The organism is Peribacillus huizhouensis, assembly GCF_014138605.1.
Lineage (GTDB): Bacteria > Bacillota > Bacilli > Bacillales > DSM-1321 > Peribacillus > Peribacillus huizhouensis.
On record NZ_JACJHX010000001.1, the window covers coordinates 379,911 to 400,814 of the forward strand.

At 37.2% G+C, this 20,904-nt stretch carries 16 protein-coding genes and 1 riboswitch; of the genes, 6 read left to right on the top strand and 10 right to left on the bottom strand.

Annotation, left to right across the window (positions count from 1 at the left end; genetic code table 11):
* Window positions 1-27: 27 nt before the first annotated feature.
* Both opp4A and HNP81_RS01760 read left to right on the top strand, forming a co-directional pair.
* The gene (opp4A, locus tag HNP81_RS01755) at window positions 28-1,788 is read left to right on the top strand and encodes an oligopeptide ABC transporter substrate-binding protein (protein WP_182501542.1); all 1,761 of its coding nucleotides are present in this window, start codon (window positions 28-30) and stop codon (window positions 1,786-1,788) included.
* 416 nt (window positions 1,789-2,204) lie between these two features.
* Window positions 2,205-3,254 (top strand): M42 family metallopeptidase, encoded by a 1,050-nt coding sequence (locus HNP81_RS01760; RefSeq protein WP_182501352.1) that lies wholly within the window; start codon window positions 2,205-2,207, stop codon window positions 3,252-3,254.
* Between the two features lie 122 nt (window positions 3,255-3,376).
* On the opposite strand, the gene HNP81_RS01765 is transcribed toward HNP81_RS01760, so the two are convergent.
* The 5 genes from HNP81_RS01765 to HNP81_RS01785 all read right to left on the bottom strand — a co-directional run bounded on the left by HNP81_RS01765 (window position 3,377) and on the right by HNP81_RS01785 (window position 8,157).
* On the bottom strand, window positions 3,377-4,276 hold the full coding sequence (locus tag HNP81_RS01765) for an ABC transporter permease (RefSeq protein WP_182501543.1): 900 nt from the start codon (window positions 4,274-4,276) through the stop codon (window positions 3,377-3,379).
* A 20-nt stretch (window positions 4,277-4,296) separates the two neighbouring features.
* Window positions 4,297-5,262 (bottom strand): oligopeptide ABC transporter permease, encoded by a 966-nt coding sequence (gene opp4B / locus HNP81_RS01770; RefSeq protein WP_182501353.1) that lies wholly within the window; start codon window positions 5,260-5,262, stop codon window positions 4,297-4,299.
* Window positions 5,263-5,274: 12 nt separating this feature from the next.
* Window positions 5,275-6,201, bottom strand: coding sequence for an ABC transporter ATP-binding protein (locus tag HNP81_RS01775; RefSeq protein WP_182501354.1), 927 nt, complete (start codon window positions 6,199-6,201; stop codon window positions 5,275-5,277).
* Between the two features lie 16 nt (window positions 6,202-6,217).
* On the bottom strand, window positions 6,218-7,207 hold the full coding sequence (locus HNP81_RS01780; RefSeq protein ID WP_182501355.1) for an ABC transporter ATP-binding protein: 990 nt from the start codon (window positions 7,205-7,207) through the stop codon (window positions 6,218-6,220).
* 440 nt (window positions 7,208-7,647) lie between these two features.
* A complete protein-coding gene (locus HNP81_RS01785; protein ID WP_182501356.1) occupies window positions 7,648-8,157 on the bottom strand; it encodes an acyl-CoA thioesterase in 510 nt (169 codons plus the stop codon).
* 535 nt (window positions 8,158-8,692) lie between these two features.
* On the opposite strand from HNP81_RS01785, the gene HNP81_RS01790 reads away from it, so the two are divergent.
* Complete coding sequence (locus HNP81_RS01790; protein ID WP_182501357.1) at window positions 8,693-9,214, top strand: GNAT family N-acetyltransferase; 522 nt, start codon at window positions 8,693-8,695, stop codon at window positions 9,212-9,214.
* A 155-nt stretch (window positions 9,215-9,369) separates the two neighbouring features.
* Here the strand turns inward: HNP81_RS01790 and HNP81_RS01795 are convergent, their stop codons facing one another.
* The 4 genes from HNP81_RS01795 to helD all read right to left on the bottom strand — a co-directional run bounded on the left by HNP81_RS01795 (window position 9,370) and on the right by helD (window position 14,717).
* Complete coding sequence (locus HNP81_RS01795) at window positions 9,370-9,552, bottom strand: aspartyl-phosphate phosphatase Spo0E family protein (RefSeq protein WP_034302075.1); 183 nt, start codon at window positions 9,550-9,552, stop codon at window positions 9,370-9,372.
* Window positions 9,553-9,890: 338 nt separating this feature from the next.
* Window positions 9,891-10,076 (bottom strand): Fur-regulated basic protein FbpA, encoded by a 186-nt coding sequence (gene fbpA / locus HNP81_RS01800; protein WP_028393062.1) that lies wholly within the window; start codon window positions 10,074-10,076, stop codon window positions 9,891-9,893.
* 439 nt (window positions 10,077-10,515) lie between these two features.
* Window positions 10,516-10,619: riboswitch (SAM riboswitch) on the bottom strand.
* A gap of 61 nt (window positions 10,620-10,680) precedes the next feature.
* The gene (locus HNP81_RS01805; protein WP_034302078.1) at window positions 10,681-11,895 is read right to left on the bottom strand and encodes a niacin permease NiaP; all 1,215 of its coding nucleotides are present in this window, start codon (window positions 11,893-11,895) and stop codon (window positions 10,681-10,683) included.
* Between the two features lie 536 nt (window positions 11,896-12,431).
* Window positions 12,432-14,717: an RNA polymerase recycling motor HelD gene (gene helD / locus HNP81_RS01810; RefSeq protein WP_182501358.1), complete on the bottom strand. Its 2,286-nt coding sequence runs from the start codon at window positions 14,715-14,717 to the stop codon at window positions 12,432-12,434.
* Window positions 14,718-15,210: 493 nt separating this feature from the next.
* On the opposite strand from helD, the gene HNP81_RS01815 reads away from it, so the two are divergent.
* From HNP81_RS01815 to HNP81_RS01825, 3 genes are all read left to right on the top strand, one after another.
* A complete protein-coding gene (locus HNP81_RS01815; RefSeq protein ID WP_182501359.1) occupies window positions 15,211-16,698 on the top strand; it encodes an aldehyde dehydrogenase family protein in 1,488 nt (495 codons plus the stop codon).
* A 456-nt stretch (window positions 16,699-17,154) separates the two neighbouring features.
* Window positions 17,155-18,648, top strand: coding sequence for a peptide MFS transporter (locus tag HNP81_RS01820; RefSeq protein WP_028393066.1), 1,494 nt, complete (start codon window positions 17,155-17,157; stop codon window positions 18,646-18,648).
* A 276-nt stretch (window positions 18,649-18,924) separates the two neighbouring features.
* Window positions 18,925-20,157 carry an aminopeptidase gene (locus HNP81_RS01825; RefSeq protein WP_182501360.1) on the top strand — a complete coding sequence of 411 codons (1,233 nt, stop codon included), beginning with the start codon at window positions 18,925-18,927 and terminating at the stop codon, window positions 20,155-20,157.
* An 81-nt stretch (window positions 20,158-20,238) separates the two neighbouring features.
* On the opposite strand, the gene HNP81_RS01830 is transcribed toward HNP81_RS01825, so the two are convergent.
* Complete coding sequence (locus HNP81_RS01830) at window positions 20,239-20,871, bottom strand: YdcF family protein (protein WP_182501361.1); 633 nt, start codon at window positions 20,869-20,871, stop codon at window positions 20,239-20,241.
* Between the last annotated feature and the right edge of the window lie 33 nt (window positions 20,872-20,904).

Consider the following 20,904-nt stretch of genomic DNA (forward strand, 5'->3'; position numbering starts at 1 on the left):
AATTCAAAAAGAAAAAAAGAAGGAAGGATGAGTTATAAAGGTCTATGTATGCTAATAGTTTCTGTTCTATCATTAACAGCTTTTAACACAAATCATACTATAGTTGATGGCAAAAAGCATGGAATACTAAATAATACAAATGCAAATACAACAAACTTATTCACGACAGTTACAACTAATTCTAAACCCGCTATCAAAAATGGACACTTAAATTACGGATTGTCTTCTGATACTCCTTTTACAGGTATTCTAAGCCATCTATTATATACGGGTAATCCAGATTCATTAATTTTGCAATTCTTTGATGAAAGTTTATTACAATCCGATGAGAACTATACGTTTAATAATGAAGGAGCTGCAACATATGAAATGTCTGATGATAATAAAACCATAACATTAACGATTAAAGATCATGTAAAGTGGCACGACGGAGCACCTGTAACGGGTTCGGATTTAGAATATGCATTCCTTGTAATTGGTAATCCAGACTATACAGGTGTTAGATATGATAAACAAATGCAAATGGTAAAAGGTATGGAAGAATACCATAAGGGAAAAGTAGATTACATTTCTGGCATAAAAGTTGATGGCAAAAAAATATCCATTACATTTAAAGAAGCTAATCCATCCATACTAACAGGTGGCGTTTGGACCTATCCGATGCATAAAGAATATTTGAAAGATGTAGCCATTGGTGACTTAGAATCTTCTGATAAAATCCGAAAAACTCCAATAGGTTTTGGGCCGTTTCAAGTAAAAAAAATTATTCCTGGTGAAGCAGTTGAATTTGTTTCAAATGACGAGTATTGGCAAGGTAAACCTCAACTAGGCAGTATTTCACTTAAAGTGATTAACCCTGATTTAGCGGTGAAAGCTATTGAAACAGGCGAATTAGACATCGTTGAAATTTCAGCGGATCAATATGACCAAGCTAAAAATTTGCAGAACATCGAAACACTAGGATATGTTGGATTTGCCTATTCATATATCGGCTTTAAACTAGGGCATTTTGACCCCATATCTAAGACCACGAAAATGGACAATCCAAAAATGGCTAACATAAACCTTCGTCAAGCGCTTGCCTATGCGATTGATAATAAAGCTGTCGGTGAAAAAATTTATAAGGGGCTTCGTTTCCCAGCAAACACAGTAATACCAGCGATTTCTCACTATCATAACTCCAAGATTAAAGGATATTCTTTTAATCAGCAGAAGTCTAAACGACTATTGGATGATGCAGGTTATATCGATACAGATGGCGATGGTATACGTGAAGATTTAAAAGGAAAGAAATTTACAATTTATTTTGCTTCTATGAATGGAGATGCGAATTCAGAACTACTTGCACAGTATTACATTCAACAATGGGGTGATATTGGGTTGGACGTTCAACTCGTTGATGGACGCCTTCAAGAGTTCAACTCTTTTTACGACATGGTAGCATTAGACGATCCTAAAATCGACATTTTTCAAGCAGCTTGGCAAGCAGGTTCTGATCCAGATCCATCTGGAATCTGGGATAAAAACTCAGATTATAACTATACCCGTTGGGTGAATCAAACGAGTCAAGATTTACTCGCAAAAGGACTTTCTCCTAAAGCATTCGATAAAAAATACCGTAAAGAAGTGTATGATGAATGGCAACAACTCGTTCATGATGAAGTACCAATGATTCCTACTTTATTCCGTTATAATCTTGCAGTTGCAAATCTACGAATTAAAGATTTTGACTACAAATTTACTGATTGGTCTAAAGTCGCTGTAACTGCCGAGGATGCAGTAAGATAATGAGAATCTTTAATCAGTAGGGGGCTTTTCTTCCCCCACTGATTGTTAGTCCCGTTCTACTGTCGCTAATACCTTCACTCCGCTTCGGTAAAGCGACACTACGAACCCGATTGGTTCAACTAAACCTTTGAGAACCACAAAGGTAAGTTTCACTTTATCTCACCAATCTAGCTTTTACTGGAAGTTAACTGCCACTATCTTCATATTACATTGTTATTTGAGGTTTGGTCTTGCTGGCGGTTAAAAGTGGGATAAAATGATGACATAAGGATGTCCAATAACAAAGTACCAGTCCCCGCCTCCCAGGTTAACTTTCTGAACTTAGCAAAATTACGTTGAATAATCGTATCACTTTTTCTATTGAACGAGTAGAAAAACGTTATAATAGAGTAACGCAAAGAAAGGAGTTATTTCTAATGGTCAAATTAATAAATAATCAAGAAATGGTTCAATACATAACGGATCTTGTATCAATTCCAAGTCCATCTGGTTATACAGAAGCAGCAATTTTATATGTTGAAAAGTTCATGAAAACAAGGAACATTCCCTATACCATTTCAAACAAAGGGGCTTTAATAGCAACAATCAAAGGAGCAGATAACCGTAAACATCGTCTATTAACTGCGCATGTAGATACACTTGGAGCAATGGTAAAAGAAATCAAGGGCAGTGGGCGTCTGAGCTTAAGTATGATTGGTGGTTTTCGCTGGAACTCTGTTGAAGGAGAATACTGTAAAATCCACACAGCAGATGGAAAAGTTATTACAGGTACAATCTTAATCAATCAAACATCGGTTCATGTGTACAAAAACGCCGGCGATGCAAAGCGAGATGAAACGACAATCGAGGTCCGAATTGATGAAGTGGTCAAAACAAAGGCAGAAACAGAAGCACTTGGAATCTCAGTTGGTGATTTCATATCATTTGAACCACGAGTAGAAGAAACAGAAAGCGGATTTTTGAAATCTAGACACTTAGATGATAAAGCAAGTGTTGGCATTCTGTTGCATTTGATTGATATTATTCAAAAAGAAAATATTACACTCCCCTATACTACCCATTTCCTCATTTCAAATAATGAAGAGATTGGATATGGTGGAAATTCCAATATCACACCTGAAACGGTTGAATATATTGCTGTTGATATGGGTGCAATTGGCGATGGTCAAACAACAGATGAGTACAGCGTTTCTATATGTGCTAAGGATTCTTCAGGACCTTATCACTACAAGCTTCGCCAGCATCTAATTGATCTGGCAAAGAATAATCATGTAGATTATCGGGTCGATATTTACCCTTATTACGGTTCAGATGCATCAGCGGCAGTTCGTGCTGGCTTTGATATTGCTCATGGATTAGTAGGGCCTGGCATAGATGCATCACACGCATTTGAAAGAACCCATATTTCTTCATTGAACCATACAGCAACATTACTTTATCATTATTTACAATCAAAATTAGTCTAATGTTATTAGTAAATCATTACTACTCAATACTTTTTAGCTGATAGATATGGATGGCGTGTTAGAGAATTCTCTTTAAATACGTCATCCTTTGATGGTATTTTATTTCAATCATTTTCCTCATTTCATCCTCTTCTTTGTCTTGCATCAGCCGAACGTTTTAATGCATGTCCAATAAAATTTATACTTAACATAAGTACTAAAATGATCGCTGCAGCTGGTAACCAAATCCACCATTTATTCTCAAGGACATCAGGGTTTCTTGCATAACTAATTAAAGTCCCTAGACTTGGTGTACTTTCAGGTAAACCAAAGCCTAAGAAAGTCAATGCAGTTTCAAGCCCTATATTGCCTGCTAAATTCAAAGTGAAGTTTACAATAATAACAGAACTTATATTAGGTAATATATGATATAGAATGATTTTCCAATGTGGAGTTCCTAATGTTTGAGAAGCTTGTACATACTCCAATTCCCGCTCAGCTAAAGTTTTCGATCGAATCAGCCTTGCTTTCCCTGTCCATAAAAAGATCGACATAATAAAGATAAAGTTCGTGACAGTAAACTTCGGTACAACAGTAACAAATACAATGATCATCATCGTTGAAGGTAGCGACATGATAAAGTCGATCACACGCATAATTACGTTATCGACAATTCCCCCAAAATAACCAGCTATTAGTCCTGCACATAGACCCATTAATGCTGTTAAAATTGTAATGCACAAACTTATTGTGAACGAGTTGCTGGTGCCAAAAATTAGCTGTCCTAATATATCTCGTCCAGCATAATCAGTCCCTAACAAATGTGCATCAGAAGGCATGAGATAGATGGAGAATATATCCACTCGGGCAATCGCTTTTTGATCTATCATAAAGGATGCTATATAGACACTTGCTAAAAAAATGAGAAGAAAGTAGAAAGATCCTAATGCAAGTCTATCTTTCTTTATTTCCTGCCAGATAATCTTAATTCCCGATGGACTCCTATCTGCCAGTTGAACATTTTTTACTGCATCTGCCTTCATCTCTAACAACTTCCCCCTCTCTATTCAATTCGTATACGAGGATCAACCACACTTAATATGATGTCTGAGAGAAGAGTACCTAGCAAAGTTGCAAATCCAAGCATCATGACAATCGCTGTTACAACACTAAAATCCCTTAATCCAATAGAACTTACAAATAATTGGCCAACTCCTGGATAACTAAAAATCGTTTCGATAATGACCGTGCCACCGACTAATCCAGTAATTTCATATCCTAAAAAGGCTGCAATTGGTAATAAGGAGTTTCTGAAAATGTGCCGCGTATAAATTTGTGTTTCGGGAATTCCTTTAGATCTTGCAGTACGTGCATAATCCTTATACTTGTTATCGATAATTTCATTTCTCAAATACTGAACAGTGCCTACTGTTGCGATAAGAGCTGTACTTAAAGCTGGAAGAATGACATGATGGAGTTTACTTAAATAATAGGCAAATGTCCCAGCATCAACTTTTGAGTCCACACTACCTCCAGTTGGAAACCAACCAAGTGAAAACCCAAAAACGAATAACATAATAAGAGCAAAGATAAAAATGGGTGTCGCAAATCCTAAATAATTATAGCCAGTCACTACTTTATCAATCCATGTGTCGTTGAAGCGACCGCTTGCAATCCCCATCGGAATAGCGAGCAAATAGGTTAGGATAAGCGTTATTAATGCTAAAAATACAGTGTTCCAAATTCTTTCTGCAATGACTTCTGAAACTGGTATTTTATGAGTGTATGATTTACCAAAGTCACCTTGTGCAATGCCAGAAATCCACCTTCTATATTGCTCATACCAAGGATCATTCAACCCCGCTTTTTCCCTTAATTCGTAAAGCCGCTCCGGACTTATTCTTGGATCCATAGAAACTCCTGTTAGAGCATCCCCTGGCATTTGTTTCGCCAACGCAAAAACAATTACACTTAGAAGAAATAACTGAGGAATCATCACAAGAAAACGCCTTAGAATAAACTTCCACATCCCTCTTACCTCCTACGGCATTGCGACTCTATGAGTGTTTGAGATTGATTTTAAGTCGTAAGCTCTTCCATGCTCATCGAAATATTCAGGATATAACTGCTCATACTCTTTCGCAATTTTTTTTCTTAATTCTGTTTTTTGCGCGCGTCGTTCAGGATTTAATTCTGGAATAGCAGCAATCAGTCGTTTTGTATAAATATGCTGAGGATTTTCGTAAATCTCCTCACTAATTCCTTCTTCCACTAAACGACCACGATACATAACTCCTATTTTGTCACACATATGTCGAATGACACCTAAGTCATGGCCTATAAATAAATACGTTAATTTAAACTCTTTTTGCAAATCTTGGAGGAAGTTTAACACTTGGGCTTGTACAGAAACATCTAAAGCAGAAACTGGTTCGTCAGCAATTATTAATTTAGGTTTTAGAGTAAGAGCTCTTGCGATGCCGATTCTTTGACGTTGGCCCCCAGAAAATTCATGCGGGTATTTATACATAGAATCTGGATTTAACCCTACTTTATCCAAATAATTCTGAACACATTTCTTTTCTTCACCTACAGTCAAACATTGATAATTCCGCAGAGGTTCAGCAATGATATCAGCAACCCTTTTTCTCGGGTTAAGTGATGAATATGGATCTTGAAAAATCATTTGAATATCTTGTCGAAATGGTTTCATTTGACCAAAGGAAAATTTCGAAAGATCCTGTCCATTAAAGACTATCCGTCCTGAAGTCATATTGATTAGTTTCAAAATCGCTTTTCCAATCGTTGATTTTCCACTACCAGATTCTCCAACAAGACCGTATGTTTCACCCTCTTTCAGTTCAAAACTAACACCATCAACCGCCCTTATGTAATCAGAGATTGTTTTAAAAACACCACCACGGATTGGGTAGTGGACTTTTAAATCATCTATTTTAAGTAAGACCATATGCTATCTTCCCCCTTTACGATCCTTTAAAATAAAAATGTTTGTAGCATGTGCAACGTACTAAATGCTCGGGAGCGACTTCATGTAAATCTGGAGATTCCTCATGAGCATTACGAGATATCCATGGGATCCGGGGACTAAACCTGCATCTTTCTCGGTTCATATTTACAATGGACGGAACCATTCCATCTATCACATGTAACCGTTTTTTATTTGTTACTTGTGAGGGAATGGATTTTAATAACGACCTAGTGTATGGATGTAATGGATTAGCAAATATTTGTTTGACTGTTCCAATCTCAACAACTTGTCCAGCATACATAACAATAATTCTATCTGCTACCTCTGCAACCACACTCAAATCATGAGTAATCAAGATAATACCCATTTTCGTATCTTTCTGAATGGATTTGAGCAATTCCAAGATTTGAACTTGTATCGTTACATCTAACGCAGTAGTAGGCTCATCTGCTATTACTAGAGATGGATTACAAGCAATAGCAATAGATATCATAACCCTTTGCCTCATTCCACCTGATAATTCATGCGGAAATTGATCATAAGTACGTGTAGGATACGGTATTCCTACTTGTGTTAATAATTCTATCGTTCTTAGTCTTCTTTTTTCTTTCGATAGCTTTGTATGAAAAGTCAAGTTTTCTTCAATTTGATCTCCAACCGTCATTAATGGATTCAAAGCAGTTAAAGGTTCCTGGAAGATGATCCCTATCTCTTTTCCCCGTACTTGATTCATTTGCCTTTCAGAAAAATCAACCAGATCTCTTTCTTTATACTTGATTTCTCCTTCGATCTTCGTCCGTTGGTGATTATGCAATCTCATAATCGATAGAGCTAATGCACTCTTTCCACATCCTGATTCGCCAACAACTGCTACGATTTCATTTTCAAATACTGAAAAAGAAACATGATCGACTGCTGGATAATACTTTTCTTTTATTTTAAACGAAGTGGTTAGATTCTCGATTTGCAGGATTGGTTTCTCCATCGAATTTGATTCTCCTTTATTGTCTATTAGCAAAATGAATATGAACTATTTATTAATAGATCTTTTTTTGACGATAAATACACGAGCTGCTTATTTATACTTTTATTACGAACTGAATGAGATGAACAAAATTTATACTTAGACGCCGAGTTAAGGATCTCACATTCTTAAAGTACGACTATTTTATTAAAGGCGATAAATAAATTCCTATTCTTATCTTTATGTAAACGGCTTTAATATAGAACATTCTCTCAACAATTCTCTAGTAAATTAAAACTTCACTTCCCTACTTCTTTCATGTACATATTAATAATCAACACACAGGAAACTCATTTCTAGTTCTTTATTAAAGATGGTCTATGTAGTCGAAAGATAGTTTCATGAAACCCAAACTTTATTGTCCAAAACAAAAACGACCTTTTTTAAGGTCGCTCTGTTTTTTAAAGTCGGTGAGTCCCAAAAATATCGGCAATTGCTTTTGTATCTTCTCTTCGCTTTTTTCTCGCTTCTGCTCTCACCACAGCTGATTCATATAGTTTTTTCTCCATCTCAGACTGCGGAATTATACTAGGCACAAATGTTGGTTTTTCATTTTCATCTAGAGCAACGAATGTCAAAAATGAAATTACGCATAAATTCCGACTACCAGAAAGCAAATCCTCTGCAATTACCTTGACAACTACTTCCATCGAAGTTCTGCCTGTATAAGTGACAAATGCCTCTAAACAGACAGCATTTCCTTCATGGATTGGATGGAGAAAGTCGACAGAATCCGTTGATGCCGTAACGACAGATCTTCTTGAATGACGCATTGCAGAAATAGCCGCTACATCATCTATGTAGGCCATTAATTTTCCACCAAACATCGTTCCATTATTGTTCGTATCCGGTGGTAATACTAAACTTGTTTTTACCACAAGTGAATCTCTGCAATATTTCTGTTCTTCCATTATTCAAACTCCCCTGTCCAATTCAATCTCTTTTTACGAGCAGTAACCATTTCCCAAAAGGTTTAATTTTTAGCTAAACGACCATAATCGGTCTAAATCAAACAAGATAAACAAGCTCACTGCCCATCTCTTATTTTACTTTACATATATCGAAAATACCCGTAGTAACTGAAGTTTTAATTTTCTGGTGAACAATACATAGGGACGTAATTTTTCTTAGACCTTCTAGTAAATAGCATAATCTCTTTTAAAAAAGAAATATCACGCTACCAATCATTTTATATTTCATGTATGATATGCTTACAAACTTGTATGGCGTTAAAACGCCACCATTTACCATGAAGGATTAATCATGTAGCACGCTACAACCAGCTAATGACAATGGTGGCGGTGCGGAGTCGGATTTTAAGGTATCTTCTAAAATAAAATCTGTATATCCTAAAGTCAAAGATCGGCTTTAGTAATAAGTCACAAAGCCCTGCCCCATGTCCTTCATTCAAAAAATATTTTCATTCACCAAGAAGGGGTATTGCACATGGATCATTCATTACAATTTCGACTCGCTTCATTAGAGGACTTGCCAAGAATAGTGGAAATTTACAATTCAACCATAGCTTCGAGAATGGTAACAGCTGACACTTCGCCGGTATCCGTTGAATCAAGACTAGCTTGGTTTCATGATCACATTCCTGATAAAAGACCATTATTTGTAATAACGTTAGATGATCAGACTGCCGGTTGGCTAAGCTTCCAATCGTTTTATGGAAGACCTGCATATAACAAAACTGCTGAAATAAGTATCTATTTGGATGATTCGTTTCGCGGGAAAGGTCTTGGTGGACTTGCTATCCAGAAAGCCATTGATTTATGTCCCTCTTTAAACATTGCTACAATACTCGGTTTCGTATTCGGTCACAATGTACCAAGCATTAAATTGTTTGAGAAATTCGGTTTCGAAAGGTGGGGTAATCTGCAAAAAATCGCCTTGCTAGACGGCATCGAACGAGATTTAATCATTTTAGGAAAAAGAGTGATACACGAAAATAGGTTTAAGTAAAACTTCAATCAGTGGGGGGCTTTCATCCGTTAATCCGGGATAACAAAAGGATGTCAAATCGGAAGCTCGTCACTGGTCACATTATACTTTATGTGTTAGTACGAGATCTCACCTTTCCAAACATCCTCTTATATATGACTATTTCGATACATCTTCTAGTAATCTTTACCATATTGTACATCCTTGAACGGAGTAATGTTGAAGATATTTATTAATGTGTCAAGCTCTTGACTCGCTCTAATTGTTTGCTTATTTGAAAGTCCAAAACCCTTTGCTAGCTTAATCATTTCTTCACGCTTTTTTTCAATTTCAATGGATAATTGAAGGAAAGATTCCATCACTACCTCACACTCCATCACCTTTTTGACTTATTTTAAAATAATTTTAGAGTTATCTTCAAATAAAAGCAATATTTTACAATAAAAGTTCCACTTCATTATTATAGAATTCGCAAAATTGTCACATTTTATACATTTGTAAAGTAAGGAATCAATCTAAACGGACAAAACAAAGAGGATGTCCAATATATAAGATCAGTTCCCACAACTACTACTTACAGTTTAAATGACGTGTATTGTAACACATTAAACGATGTAGTGTGTGCTGGATCAGACTCTTTTTGGACATCCTCTTTAATAAAATTAGCTAATCGATATATTTAATTTGGCATCCTCTGCTAAGTGACAATATTTTTAATAGAAGAATGCTCTTTATTTTGTATTTGTGCAAATTCTTTTTCTAAAATATTTAAGGATACATCATATAAATGTTTTTGATCGGACGTTTTATACACTCCGTGGGATAATAATAGTTCGATTAATAACGCTTTTTTATTTTCAATCATCTTCATAATTTCTGACATTCCGTACACCTCTTACTTTACTTCACTATTTTTTATTTTGGCTCTGTTAAACTTGCCTGTTGATTGGAACATAAGGCGGCAGCATTTGCGGGCGGTCCGGGAGCCTCCTCTACGCTGTGCGCCTGTGGGTTCTCCCCTTTGACTAGCTTTTCTAAGCAGGAGTCTCACGCCTATCGCTCGTGCCCCAAATCAACAATGAGCTTTAACATTGCCTTTATTTTAATAAATGATTATTTAACAAGCTTATTTAATATAAAATTTCTTCAACAACTTTATATACCATCCCTACAAGCACTTCAAACATTATTTTAGTAAATTAAAACGATCATACGACCAGTTCGTGAGAAATATAGCCTTTTAATACAGTTAGATTACAACCAGAAATACGAAAAGCCTCTTCTTAAACAAGAAGAGGCTTAATTGCACGATCATTAGACTCTTCTTATCTTCCAAGCCTTCGCTTGTTGGATGTGGCACAGTGCTCATGTGAGTCTGTTGCCGAGGTATCGCAGGGCCAAGTCCCTCCACCTCTCTGGATAAGAATTATAAATTATTTATGTTAATGCCATTATACGATGTATTCCAATTTAAGTCAATAGAGGTCTTATTCATCCTGTAAAACAGTGTTTTTTGTTTCTTTCCCCCAAACTAACACAACAAATGCTCCCAACAAGATTGCAATTGTAAAAATAGTAAAAACAACATTTAGTGAAGTTCCCGCTGCAACAAAATATCCGATTAGAAGCGGCCCTAAAACTCCACCAACTCTCCCAACAGCAGCAGCCATCCCCGCTCCAGTTCCTCGAATCGTTGTCGGATACTGTTCAGGAGTATACGCATAAAGCGCACCCCATGCTCCTAAATTAAAGAATGATAATAGCATCCCCGACGTGATGAGCATCGGTAGTCCCTCTGCAGCTCCGAAGAAATAGGCACTTACGGCTGTTCCAGTTAAATACGTGACAAGAACGAATTTTCTGCCCAGTCGTTCAATTAACCATGCTGCGGTAAAATACCCAGGTAGCTGAGCTAAGGTCATAATTAGCACATACTCAAAACTTTTGATCAAACTAAATCCTTTCATTACCATAACACTCGGAAGCCATAAAAACATTCCGTAATAAGAAAACACAACACAAAACCATAGAATCCATACTACAAGAGTTTGTTGCCTATGTTCTCTTGCCCACACACTCTTGATATTTTCCTTAATCGTTGGCTTCCTCTTCTTCTCAAGGGCAACATACTTTGGAGAATCCGGTAGATGCAAGCGTAAATATAGGGCATAAAACGCGGGAAGTGCACTTAAAATCAACGCGATTCTCCATCCGTATTCAGGAATAACAAAATAGGAGATTAAAGCAGCAATAAGCCAGCCCAACGCCCAAAAGCTTTCGAGTAAAACAACCACTTTCCCTCTTTTTTCAGCAGGTACGCTTTCTGAAACTAGCGTTGAAGCAACTGGAAGCTCTCCGCCCAGCCCCATCCCAATAAAAAAGCGCAGTACTAAAAATAAAGCCAATGATGTAACAAGTGCTGATACGCCACTGCCAATAGAAAATAATAGTAGGGTAATGATAAACACTTGCTTTCTTCCAATACGATCAGCCATTATTCCGAAAAGTAAGGCACCAAATACCATACCTATCGAATTAATACTTCCAATCCAGCCCACTTGTTGACTCGTCAAATGCCATTCTGCTTGTAATGCCACCAAAATAAATGACAGCATACCAACGTCCATCGCATCAAACATCCAACCGAGTCCAGCTACGCCAAGCAACCTGCGATTAGAAATTGTTTTTGTTTTCCCTTCCATGACAGTCCTCCTGAACAAACGATAATTTCACTATAAATACTTCGTTATTTTACCATAAAGAGATCGACCATAGCGTTAATTTGCTTACTCATAAAGCTCCCTTGAAGCCGATTAATAAGCTGAAACTTCAATCAGTGGGGGCTTGATTGTTAGTCCCGTTCTACTGTCGCTAAGATCTTCGCTTTCGCTTTGACCAATCGACAGTACGAACTAAGGTTCAACGAACTCAGACTAAGTACGCAGCATCCTCATGTATTCGTCTAAGTGACCCACATCCTGTGGGCGCAAACTAAACCTCTGCGCAACTCTCGGTAAGTTTCACTGTATCTCACCAATCGGGCTTTTACGTCAAAAAGCGAGGCGACTGCCCAGCCCCGACAAGCATAAGATGGAATACGGCGTGGCTTAGTTTGCCACAGAGTATTACAGATTATGACCTCGAGGGGCTAGGAGCCGCAACTAGATTAGGCAGTTAACCCCCACCTATGCTTCTTAGATTCCTCTAAGCCTTTTGAAGTGGAAGTCTTGACTTTCCGTTAATGCGGGATAAATGGACTCATCTCACCGGTAAAACAAATACATAATTCATGCATAGCGCGTGTACAAGAGGTGTATAGCAGTTTTCGTTCACTTTCCAGACCATACTGATCCTCTGAGGCATTGTAGATAATGACAGCGTCAAATTCTATTCCTTTTGCCAAATATGAAGGGATGATCATCACTCCATCAGTAAATGTAGTTTTTCCAACCCCTATTCTCTTAAGTTCCATTTTCCCCTTCAATTCTTCATATGCAAGATTCGTTTCTGCTTGTGTTTTACAAATAATCGCAATCGTTTTATGCCCAGATTCTATAAATTCCTTTGTTTTTTTCAAAACCTCTGATGTATGATGCTCCTGATTTTCACAATATACGAGTACAGGTTTTTTTCCTTGACGGTTAAACGGTTCTATTTGACTCCCATCTAAAAGTAGACTTTTTGTAAATTCAACAATTTCCTTCGTTGAACGATAGCTTCTATTCAAAATTACCTTTTCTGTTTCATTTTTCTCGAACAAATAAGTTAAAATGTCCAAACCTTCATTGTTTCCGTGCGCATAGATCGTTTGGTTAAAGTCACCTAAAATAGTCAGTTTACTTTTTGGAAATAAATTCTTTAAAAAGGCAAACTGAAATGGTGAATAATCTTGGGCCTCATCAATAAATAGAAATCGAATTTGTGAATTGGTCGCAAAGCCTTCTAATTGTTTTTTCATATATAAAAAAGGTGTCGCGTCTTCGTATAACAATCTACCATTACTAAGTTCATGTATGGTTAAACTTCGAATTTCCTTCCAGTCGGTAACCGGCCATTCTGTTTCTAACATTTTTTTGTAAATGGAGCGAACATCAAGAAAATCGAGTGACTTTATTTTCCTGTACAATGGTTTAAATCGCTTTTTTACGACATATTCACTAAGAATTCTTTGCTCTTGTTCCACCTCATCAAAAGAATCTCGCTCATCTTGTTGTTTATTTGCAATCCGATAGCTTCTCAGATAGTCTTCTTTTTCTAAATATTGGATTTCTTCTTCGACCCATGCTTCTTTCCTCTCTAACTTTTCAAACTTTTTGATTTTTTTCAATAACCAGCCAGAAACTATCTGTAAACGATTAGGGATCGATTTTTCACTACCTAGTTCATAAAAGTACTTGGAAATTTCCATCGCTGACACAAGGAGCTTTCCACGAACTTTAATATGTTTAAATACTAATCCTTCGCTCTTCAACGTTTCCAAATATTCATTCATGCCTTGTAAATAATTGAGTGACGATTTATATTGGATGCTATTCATTCTAGTTGTATATTTCAGACTTCCCTTATTATTCAGCACGAATTCGAGTTGGTCGAATACATCTTCAATTTCAAAATTTCCACCGAGCATTGCAAGCAAATATTGTTGAAAGGTCGTCTGCTGCATATTATCTTCACCAAGCTCAGGCAAAACATTCGCTACGTAACTATTGAAAAGAGGGTTTGGTGAAAACAATAAAATATTCTCAGCACTCATCTTCTCACGATATCTGTACAATAAATAAGCAATCCTTTGCATGGCTGCAGAAGTTTTTCCACTCCCGGCTGCTCCTTGGACAAGTAAGAGGCGACTCTTTTCATTACGAATAATAATATTTTGTTCTCTTTGAATAGTCGCGACAATGCTTTTCATTTGAGTGTTCGCTTGCTTTCCGAGTACTTCCTGAAGTAAATCATCCCGGATTGCTTCACCCGTATCAAACATTCCCTCTAAAACACCATTACGTATGATGAATTGACGTTTTAGGAGTAACTCTCCACTTACCTTTTCACTAGGTGCCGTATATGTGGCAGGACCAGGTGAAAAATCATAATATACACTAGAGATTGGAGCACGCCAATCATAAATCAGAAACTCTTCACGCTCTTCATCATAAAAAGTGCCGATTCCGATATATATTTGCTCGCTTTCTTTCATGTCTTTTTCATGAAAGTCAATTCTAGCAAAATACGGAGATGTTCGAAGGCGATTTAACACAGCAATTTGCTTCATTGAATGTTTTTGTCTCCGCTCTCTTTCAGAAAGCAATTCTGTTTGCTGATTGATACTCGCAACAGTTTCAATTGTTTCATCTTCATTTTCCACATTAACTGTTACATCTTCCCAAAAACGTTTGCGAATTGATACAATATCTGAAGTTGCTTCACCTGCGGATTGTTTTAATTGATGTTCCATTTTAGTTACTTTATCAATCACAACCTCTATCCGCTTTTGCTCACATTCTCTTTCATTTTCCCAATTCGTCATAAAACATCCCCCACTCTAAAAAAATCGTATACCTTAACAACGTAATGCAGAGCATTGTTCATAGTAACCTTGCTTTTTCAACCTAAAAACTTTGAACCTCAAAATAGCTATTGACAAACTGCTATATATCACGTATGATTAAATGAGGATATTTATATCCATTAACACTTTTTATACAATAGACTTTTTTAGTATAGCATCAGCTGTTCGTATATACAACAGCTGTTTTTTTTATGTCTATTTTCACTTCCCAGATATTTTTATCAAAATTCTAACAAAAACCTGCAAGTAGTCATACATTTCCGCATTATTCTTCCGCTCATGAGATATTTATTTGGTATTTTTACAAAGTTTTGTCGCAATTTTTCTATTTTATATCCCAATAATTTACAGTACAATAAGATTGACGGGTTTTTGAAGTTTCTTTCAAAATTTACGTTTTTCTTACATCATGATTTGCAAAATACCAAACAATCATTCAAGGAGGGTATTCATGTCAAATCTTACGCTAGAAATCAGTGAAAAATTGCAAAAATTCTTGCAAAGACCTAAAAAACTTTATATTAATGGGGAGTTTGTTGAAAGTATATCCAAAAAAACATTTTCGACTCCAAACCCTGCTACTGGAGAGAAATTGGCCGATGTATACGAGGCAGACAAAGAGGATATTAACCTAGCTGTTCATGCAGCTCGCAATGCATTTGATAATGGACCTTGGTCACGTATGAGCGCAGCTAACAGAAGTAGGCTTATGTACAAGTTAGCCGATTTAATGGAAGAAAATAAACTCGAATTAGCACAATTAGAAACATTAGATAACGGGAAACCTATAAATGAAACAACCCACGCAGACGTCCCACTCGCTATTGAACATATGCGCTATTATGCTGGTTGGTCAACGAAGATCGTTGGTCAAACTATACCAGTTGACGGAAATTATTTTAACTACACCCGCCACGAAGCAGTCGGTGTCGTTGGGCAAATTATCCCGTGGAATTTCCCTCTACTTATGGCTATGTGGAAATTAGGTGCAGCCCTAGCTACTGGATGTACAATCATATTAAAGCCCGCCGAACAAACACCACTATCAGCCATTTATTTAGCAGAATTAATCGATGAAGCTGGGTTCCCCAATGGTGTAATTAATATATTACCTGGATTCGGTGAAACTGCTGGACAAGCACTAGTTGACCATCCTCTCGTTGATAAAATCGCATTTACTGGATCAACAGCAGTTGGCAAATCTATCATGAGGTCTGCTTCTTATTCATTAAAACGCGTGACACTAGAACTCGGAGGAAAATCACCGAATATTATCCTTCCAGATGCCGATTTCCAAAAAGCAATCCCAGGCGCACTTAATGGAGTCATGTTTAATCAAGGCCAAGTTTGCTGTGCTGGGTCAAGAGTATTTATTCAAAAGAAGCATTATGATAATGTCGTTAGTGACATGGTTTCACATGCTAAAAACATTAAACAAGGAAAAGGACTGGATCCAACTACACAAATCGGCCCTCTCGTTTCACAAGCTCAACAAGATCGTGTTCTTGGATATATTGAAAAAGGAGTAAATGAAGGTGCAGAAGTTCTTGTTGGCGGTAATAAACCGCAAGATGGTGGATATTTTGTATCCCCTACCATCTTCGCTTCCGTTCAAGATGACATGTCCATTGCCAAAGAGGAAATCTTCGGTCCAGTAATTGCAGCCATGCCTTATGAAGATTTGGATGATGTGATTAACCGGGCTAATGCTAGTGAGTACGGATTAGCAGCAGGGCTTTGGACTCGCGATATCGCGAACGCTCATTATGTAGCAAGTAAATTGCGCGCTGGAACCGTATGGGTCAATTGTTATAACGCATTTGATGCTGCTTCTCCATTTGGCGGATACAAACAATCTGGCATGGGCCGTGAAATGGGATCCTATGCTTTAAATAATTATACAGAAGTAAAGAGCGTATGGATTAATCTCGATAAGTAAAACTTATCTGGCTCTTACTGCTTGAATTCCCATTCGGCACTCGATAAAGATTTCTAACTCTTCTTTATCGAGTGTTTTAATCTATGTACCTCATTCTTTTTTAAAATAATATTAAAATAATTATATCCCCTCACTACAAAAAAACTTTTTATTATTTCCCCCAAATATCTGATTTTTTATTTTCCCTTTTATCTCATAAAATCATTGTTATTACGCACACTATAACGCTATCATTTTTTCACAACAAAATATTCATAATATTATTTTAATATAGGAATATTGTCGAAAGTGTTTAATTTTTTTAAAAAAAGTGTATATTAATACGTAGACTATTTTTAGTCAAAATTAATATATAGCTGTATGTTAGAAACGCTCCATTTAGTAGCAATTAGATGCTACTTTAAATTGTTTTCAATATGTAAGCATGCAGTAAACCCAAATTGGGGGGAGTTTATAATGAATAGTAAAGACAAGGATGAGATAATCCGGAGTGTTCCTCAAACCGGTTTCTTCGGACATCCTAGAGGGTTATTCACTCTCTTTTTCACAGAGTTTTGGGAACGATTTTCTTACTATGGCATGAGAGCCATCCTAATTTTCTACATGTACTATGAAGTAACTCAAGGTGGACTTGGCCTTGATCGTACTACAGCAAACTCCATTATGGCCATCTATGGTTCATTAGTGTACATGTCTGGTATTATCGGAGGATGGATTGCCGATCGCCTATTAGGGACTGCCCGAACGGTTTTTTATGGTGGTATTTTAATCATGATCGGCCATATTATCTTGTCATTCCCTGGCAGTGCTACAGCTTTATTTGTGTCTATGGCTTTTATCATTATTGGGACAGGTCTTCTAAAACCGAATGTTTCTAGTGTTGTTGGAGATTTATACAGCGATAATGATATACGCCGAGATTCAGGTTTTAGCATTTATTACATGGGGATTAACCTCGGTGGTTTTCTTGCACCATTAATTGTCGGAACAATTGGACAAACATATAATTTCCACCTCGGTTTCGCAATTGCTGCGGTTGGGATGTTTATTGGACTTATCGTATATCTCCTGACAAGGAAGAAAAATCTTGGTCTTGCAGGGCAACATGTTCCGAATCCACTGGCAAAAGAAGATCGATTCAAAGTATTCGGTTCAATTGGGCTTGGCGTAGTGATTATCGTCATACTTGGAGCAATTGGTATTAATACTGGGTACCTAACTATTGAACGCTTTATTTTCATCGTTAGTATATTAGGGATCCTTATTCCAGCTGCGTTTTTCATTTTCATGTACCGTAGCCCGAAAACGAACTCAGATGAACGTTCCCGATTACTTGCCTATATCCCATTATTTATTGCTGCAATGATGTTTTGGGCTATTCAAGAACAAGGTTCAAATATATTAGCCACATACGCAAACGATCGAACACAACTGGAATTTGCAGGAATCAAACTACAATCGTCTTGGTTTCAATCATTGAATCCATTATTCATTGTTTTCTTGGCGCCTGTATTCGCTTGGTTTTGGATTCGTTTAGGAGACCGTCAGCCTTCAACACCGAAGAAGTTTTCACTAGGGTTGTTTTTCTCCGGCTTATCCTTTATTGTCATGATTTTCCCAGCTTACTTAAATGGTACAGAAAGTCTTGCAAATCCACTATGGCTCGTTCTAAGCTTTTTCCTAGTCGTACTTGGAGAATTATGCTTATCACCTGTCGGAATGTCAGCAACTACTAAATTAGCACCGCAAGCTTTCTCTGCTCAAACGATGAGCCTCTGGTTCCTAACAAATGCTTCAGCTCAGGCCATTAACGCTCAAGTCGTTAAATTATATACAGAGAAAACGGAAATTCTTTATTTCGGAGTTATCGGTGGTATTGCCATTGTACTAGGAATTATTTTATTCCTCATCTCACCTGTCATTCAACGACAAATGAAAGGTGTACGATAAGTAACGAAGTAGGAATAACCTTCCTATACAAAAAACCTGTTCCATAGATGGAGCAGGTTTTTTCGTACTTCATCCAATTTTCAGTAGGATTATATTGCAAAAAGTTTCTTTTTTTATAAACTATCGATACAATATAAAGTGAAACTTCCATCAGTGGTGGGTTTTTCCATCCCCCACTAATGGTTAGTTGAACCAATCGGGGATTTACAGGCTGTTAATCCGGGATAAAGGAAGATTTTGTTTATAATATCTGTACTTAAGGAGTGTATGTTAATAATGAATGACTTTCAATTAAAGTTAGAAAACTACGCTGAGCTGGCTGTTAAAGTTGGTGTCAATGTCCAGCCTAATCAAACACTTGTTGTGAATACAACATTAGAAGGCGCTGAGCTTGTTCGCCTTATTGTAAAAAAAGCCTATGAAGCAGGAGCATACAACGTCATCGTAAACTGGCATGATGATTCTGTTAACCGTACAAAATATGAACTAGCACCAGATAAGGTGTTTACGGAATATCCTCATTGGCGCGCGCAAGAAACGATCGAACTTGCTGAAAATGGAGCAGCATACCTTTCAGTCATTTCTTCTAGTCCTGATCTGTTAAAAGGAATTGACCCTGAGCGAATTGCTAATGCTCAAAAAGCTTCAGCAACCGCTTTACAAAAATGGCGGCAATATATGCAATCTGATAAAGTAAGCTGGTCTATTGTCGCTGTACCTTCACAAGCTTGGGCAGATAAAGTATTTCCTGAAGAAGCAAAGGATAACCGGATACATAAACTATGGGAGGCGATTTTCAAGGCCACTCGTACTGATATAGAAAACCCAATCGAAGCTTGGAAAAATCACGATGAAACTCTTCATGAAAAAGTTGATTATTTGAACGAAAAACGCTACGAAAAACTACATTACACAGCTCCTGGTACTGATCTTACGATTGAACTTCCCAAAACTCACCTTTGGGTAGGTGCAGGCAGCATCAACGAAAAAGGGCACGAATTCATGGCAAATATGCCAACCGAAGAAGTATTTACGGTCCCGCTTAAAACTGGAGTCAATGGAACGGTCGCAAGTACGAAACCACTAAGCTATGGCGGCAATATCATCGACAACTTCAGCGTTACCTTCAAAGAAGGGCGAATCGTAGAAGTAAGAGCGGAACAAGGAGAAGAAATCTTAAAAAAATTAATAGAAACAGACGAAGGTTCGCATTATCTCGGAGAAGTCGCTCTTGTTCCTTTCAATTCACCGATTTCACAATCAAATGTTCTTTTCTTCAACACTTTATTCGATGAAAATGCATCTAACCATTTAGCGATCGGAAGCTCCTATGCTTTTTGTATCGAAGGTGGCAAGCAAATGTCTCAAGAAGAACTTGCTGAGAAAGGCTTGAACCACAGCCTTACCCACGTTGACTTCATGATTGGCTCTGACAAAATGAACATCGACGGCATCAAACCAGATGGAACAAGCGAACCTGTCTTCCGTAATGGGGATTGGGCGTTTTAATGAATAGGAGGGTTTCTAAAACCAAAGGGTAATAATCCCCTTTGGTTGAGAACCCTCTTTTTTGAATCAATGTTGAGCAAATTAATTCTCCCAAAAATGAGTAACTCGCAGCAACTCTGTACCGTAAAATTTCGTAATCGCCATATATTCACGTATATAAGATTTTACTAGAACAACTTTTGGTGTCTCTGCTGAAATTCCTTGTAACTTTAACCCTTGACTAGCTGCAATTTTCTCAGCCCTGTAAACATGAAAATCATTTGTGACTATAAACCCTCGCACAGCCCCTTTGGGTATAAGGAGTTTTGAATATTTTATATTTTCATAGGTACTTGTCGAACGATCCTCCATAATGATTCGCGATTCATCAATTCCACATTTAACCAATCCCTGCTTCATCGCTTCCGCTTCGCTAATATCTTCACCATTCCCTTGACCACCTGACACAATGGCAATCGTCGACTTGTTTTTAGTTAAATAGTCTGCCGCCGTATTTATTCGATATTGTAGAGCAAGCGATGGGACAGTGCCTCTTACTTGAGCACCTAACACGATTAAATAATCAGCATGATTGGAAGCTTCTTTTTGAATGGCTTGATGAATATTGTTGTGTAAAAACGCTATATAAATGGCACCTAGTATAGTAGCGATCAGAATAAGGTTTCTGATTTTGTTTATCCGCCCCCTTATATTAGTTGAAAAAGAAGTTTTCATTAAATGACAGTCCTTTCATTGCTTTAATCGCTA

Bases quoted from the DNA above. Each gene is read 5' to 3' on its own strand.
- HNP81_RS01825 (WP_182501360.1), top strand. From the start codon at position 18,925: ATGAATGACTTTCAATTAAAGTTAGAAAACTACGCTGAGCTGGCTGTT.
- HNP81_RS01830 (WP_182501361.1), bottom strand. From the start codon at position 20,871: ATGAAAACTTCTTTTTCAACTAATATAAGGGGGCGGATAAACAAAATC.
- HNP81_RS01775 (WP_182501354.1), bottom strand. From the start codon at position 6,201: ATGGTCTTACTTAAAATAGATGATTTAAAAGTCCACTACCCAATCCGT.
- HNP81_RS01820 (WP_028393066.1), top strand. From the start codon at position 17,155: ATGAATAGTAAAGACAAGGATGAGATAATCCGGAGTGTTCCTCAAACC.
- HNP81_RS01760 (WP_182501352.1), top strand. From the start codon at position 2,205: ATGGTCAAATTAATAAATAATCAAGAAATGGTTCAATACATAACGGAT.
- HNP81_RS01780 (WP_182501355.1), bottom strand. From the start codon at position 7,207: ATGGAGAAACCAATCCTGCAAATCGAGAATCTAACCACTTCGTTTAAA.
- helD (WP_182501358.1), bottom strand. From the start codon at position 14,717: ATGACGAATTGGGAAAATGAAAGAGAATGTGAGCAAAAGCGGATAGAG.
- opp4B (WP_182501353.1), bottom strand. From the start codon at position 5,262: ATGTGGAAGTTTATTCTAAGGCGTTTTCTTGTGATGATTCCTCAGTTA.
- HNP81_RS01795 (WP_034302075.1), bottom strand. From the start codon at position 9,552: ATGGAATCTTTCCTTCAATTATCCATTGAAATTGAAAAAAAGCGTGAA.
- HNP81_RS01790 (WP_182501357.1), top strand. From the start codon at position 8,693: ATGGATCATTCATTACAATTTCGACTCGCTTCATTAGAGGACTTGCCA.
- fbpA (WP_028393062.1), bottom strand. From the start codon at position 10,076: ATGTCAGAAATTATGAAGATGATTGAAAATAAAAAAGCGTTATTAATC.
- opp4A (WP_182501542.1), top strand. From the start codon at position 28: ATGAGTTATAAAGGTCTATGTATGCTAATAGTTTCTGTTCTATCATTA.
- HNP81_RS01765 (WP_182501543.1), bottom strand. From the start codon at position 4,276: ATGAAGGCAGATGCAGTAAAAAATGTTCAACTGGCAGATAGGAGTCCA.
- HNP81_RS01785 (WP_182501356.1), bottom strand. From the start codon at position 8,157: ATGGAAGAACAGAAATATTGCAGAGATTCACTTGTGGTAAAAACAAGT.
- HNP81_RS01815 (WP_182501359.1), top strand. From the start codon at position 15,211: ATGTCAAATCTTACGCTAGAAATCAGTGAAAAATTGCAAAAATTCTTG.
- HNP81_RS01805 (WP_034302078.1), bottom strand. From the start codon at position 11,895: ATGGAAGGGAAAACAAAAACAATTTCTAATCGCAGGTTGCTTGGCGTA.